Below are 2159 nucleotides of genomic sequence, written 5' to 3' on the forward strand. Positions count from 1 at the left end.
GCATGTCCCTTATGAAGGGGTCGCCGGCTATCGCATGCCGATCGAAGCGGCCGGATACGATGTCGATCGGATCGACGTGACAGACCCGGCCTTTGCCTCGCTGGATCTTTGCGATCCGGATCTGCTGATCATGATGGGCGGGCCCATGGGCGTCTACGAACAGGAAAGCCATCCGTGGATCGCCTGCCAGATGCGCCGCCTGGCCCTGCGTCTCGAAATCGAGAGGCCGACGCTGGGCGTCTGTTTCGGAGCGCAGATGATCGCTGCCGCGCTTGGCGCCGAGGTCTATGCCGGCCCGCACAAGGAAGTGGGCTTCCACAGTGTTTCGGTCAAGGCCGATGCACTCGCGGGGCCGTTGCGGCATATCGCGGGCGTGCCCGTACTCCACTGGCACGGCGATACGTTCACCCTGCCCGAGAATGTCGAACTGCTTGCCTCCAGCCACCTGTACGAACACCAGGCGTTTCGGCGCGGCAGCAATATCCTGGCTTTGCAGTTCCATGCCGAAATGGGCCTCGACCCCCGGTTCGATGCCTGGATCGAGCAATGGCCGGGCGCGGTAGTGGAAGCGGGCGGCGACGAAGCGTCGCTGCGGGCAGCGCATGACAGCCTGGGACCGTTGGCGGTAGCGGCGGGCCAGGCGATGATCGCGGAATGGCTCACCGAACTGCGCTGAACCGATAGCACCCGGTGCGGTGCATCCCGGTTTTCCTCAAACTTTCGTGGCCTTTCTTTCAAGCAGCATCCGGCGCATCTCCTTGCCTCGCGCGGCGATCCCTCGCTGTTCGTAGAGACTGAACGGCGGGTCGATCAGCCAGGAAAACAGCGTGAGAGAGGTTTCGGAGGCGGGGTAGCGCAGTTGCCAATGCCTTCGCCTGTCCTGAAACGCCGCTCTCCACCCCCCCTCGCCCGGTGGCATGCCCATGCTCTGGCCGAGCCAGGTGGAAAGACTGTGCAGCTGAACGGCCAGCGCCCGTCGCGCGCGGCCTGGTGGGAACAGCGCTGCCAGCGCGTTGCCGTCCACCTGCCGGGCAATTGCCGCCATGTCGACGAGATGCCGCAAGTCGATCCGACCGCGCCAATAATCGCCCTCCTGCAACTGGTCGTGGAGCACGAACAGCGCGGCGAGCGCGGCGGGTGACGGCATGGACGCTACCCCGTCGCCGATCGGGAAAGGCCGGCACGATGCCATGAGCCATGCTGCATCACGGCCGTGCCCGACGCGCTTCAGGCGAAAATGCAGGTCCACCCCCCCCGCGTCGCGCTCCCGACCGAGATTGGCGCCCTGCTCGTCCTGATGCATCGACAGGAGCCGGTGATAGCCGATGCCTTCCAGCGCCTCCACCGCCGATCCGTTTTCGTCCTCCCGAACCATCAGGTCGAGATCGGTGAGCAGCCGGTTGGCGCAGTCCGGCCCGCGATGCGCGAGCAGCGCCGCGCCCTTGAGCAGGATCGGGGTGATGCCGCGTGCATTCAGGGCGGCGACGGCTTCGGCAAGCTGGGCATGCATCAAACGATTGCGGGCCCTGGTGCGCTCCGCGATCACCTGGAGCAGGCCAACCACGTCGGGCGGGATCGCGGGATCGGGGCTGCCGGCGATGTCGAGGGCTTCGGCAAGGGCAGGCGTAACCAGCGTGCGATTGGCGAGAGCAAGCACGCCCTCCCATTCGATCGCGGTTGGAACACGCCCCCCCAGGCATTGGCACAAGTCCGAAAGCGCGCGAAGTCTGTTAGGGTGTATCGCCCTAGGCAAGAAGCGCCTCGATCCAGGGGGCTGCCTGGTCCGCCTCCGCGTAGCGCAGGATGCATGTCTCGGCATTGTCCACCATTCGCGCCAGTCCACGCATCTGTGCGGAGGTGCAGCGACCGTCACGCACGAACCCCTCCTCCAGCAGGCGTCCCAGACAGTCGACCGGAGATTGCGGGACCAGCCCGGCGACGACACCGTCCTCGCGGCGCAGATCCACGATGCCCGCTACCCGCGCCCAGCTGGGTGCTGCCGACTCTCCAGGCGAACCGGGGAGCGGCGCATAGCGCAGCCATTGGCCATCGGCCCTCAGGACCGGTGCCAGAGCCGCGAGGCCGGGGACCACTTGCGAAAGACGGTCCCAACTGCCGCTCTTCACCGTCAGCGGAAGGGGCACGCCCATGACGAGGCA

Annotated in this window: 3 protein-coding genes; 1 reads left to right on the forward strand and 2 read right to left on the reverse strand. The window is 66.4% G+C overall.

Going from position 1 to position 2159, the window contains the following annotated elements; translation table 11 throughout:
* A partial coding sequence (locus tag RT424_RS24375; protein WP_313443479.1) for a glutamine amidotransferase occupies positions 1–676 on the forward strand: 676 nt, incomplete at its 5' end.
* Positions 677–712: 36 nt separating this feature from the next.
* On the opposite strand, the gene RT424_RS24380 is transcribed toward RT424_RS24375, so the two are convergent.
* On the reverse strand, positions 713–1819 hold the full coding sequence (locus tag RT424_RS24380; RefSeq protein ID WP_313443481.1) for a nucleotidyltransferase family protein: 1107 nt from the start codon (positions 1817–1819) through the stop codon (positions 713–715).
* On the reverse strand, positions 1746–2159 hold a 414-nt coding region (locus tag RT424_RS24385), incomplete at its 5' end, for a hypothetical protein (protein ID WP_313443483.1). The genes RT424_RS24380 and RT424_RS24385, both read right to left, overlap by 74 nt.

Source organism: Novosphingobium sp. (genome assembly GCF_032093395.1).
GTDB lineage: Bacteria > Pseudomonadota > Alphaproteobacteria > Sphingomonadales > Sphingomonadaceae > Novosphingobium.

Excerpts from the sequence above, each read along its gene's own strand:
- RT424_RS24380 (WP_313443481.1), bottom strand. The coding sequence starts at position 1,819 with ATGCCGAGACATGCATCCTGCGCTACGCGGAGGCGGACCAGGCAGCCC.